This window comes from Pseudomonas sp. 8 R 14 (assembly GCF_900005955.1).
In the GTDB taxonomy this organism is placed as follows: domain Bacteria; phylum Pseudomonadota; class Gammaproteobacteria; order Pseudomonadales; family Pseudomonadaceae; genus Aquipseudomonas; species Aquipseudomonas marginalis.
In genome coordinates this window covers 1-914 of sequence record NZ_CVTH01000006.1, presented here as the reverse complement: position 1 = coordinate 914, position 914 = coordinate 1, and the positions used below count along the sequence as shown (strand labels likewise).

Genomic DNA, 914 nt, shown 5'->3' with positions numbered 1-914 from the left:
CCAGGAGCTTGTTGCGCGATTCGCGGCTGTCGAGGATGCCGGCGTGCTTCACATTAGCCGGCAGCTTGGGTGGCCAGGGGTGCTGATCGTCCAGTTCGATGGCGACGAGCAAGGCGCCGTCGCTGTCCAGCTCACTGACGCCGCCGGTGACGGGGTGCAGTTGTTCCGGCGCGGCGTCGTTGACGCCAAGGCGCTCGCTGCTGGGCATCAGGCGTTCGCGCAGTGGGCTGTAGCCGGGCAGGTTGAGGTCCAGGCGCAAGGCGGCGCGCCCGCGTTTCCAGCGCCACAGGCACAGCAGTGCGAGGATCAATCTTGGCAGCAGGCCGTAGACCAGCAATACCCCGACCAACCAGGCGGCCCACGCCTGGCGGGCGCTTTCGATGTTCAGGGCGGAATCGCCGCTGGCGCGGATCATCTCGACGGTCGGTACGTTGAAGCCCAGCAGGGCGGGCAGGGTGCCGAGGGCCTGGGTCACGGCGACGAAGGTGTCGGCGCCGAGGATAGTGGTTTCCCACACAAAGCCGTAACGGCGGGTGGCGAGCAGCGTCAGCAGAATCACCAGCGCACTGAGCAGCGCCAGCAACCACAGGCTGTTGACCAGCACACCGACCGCCCAGCGATTGAGTTTCTGCCGTTGCAGCAACAGCAGCAACGCCGGGGCCAGTTGGGCGGCCTTGGCATCGCGCGCAAGTTTTTCACTGAGCCACAACCACAAGCGCCCGAGGCTGGCGCTGTGCTCGCCGGCAAACAACAGCCCCAACGCCCAGCTCAACAGCAGGATCAGGTTCAGGCCGAGCAGGCTGCCCAGGGCCCAGAACACATTCACCGGGGTCAAGCCGTTGCCCAGCGCAGCAAAGGCCAGCCCCGCGCCGCTGATGACGGCCACCACCGCCAGCAGCACCAGCGCCAGGCGT

General features: G+C 67.1%; 1 protein-coding gene. It reads right to left on the bottom strand.

The genetic code is table 11. The annotated features are described in order from the left end of the window. On the bottom strand, positions 1 to 914 hold a 914-nt coding region (locus tag BFQ01_RS00305; RefSeq protein ID WP_065923808.1), incomplete at both ends, for a DUF2868 domain-containing protein.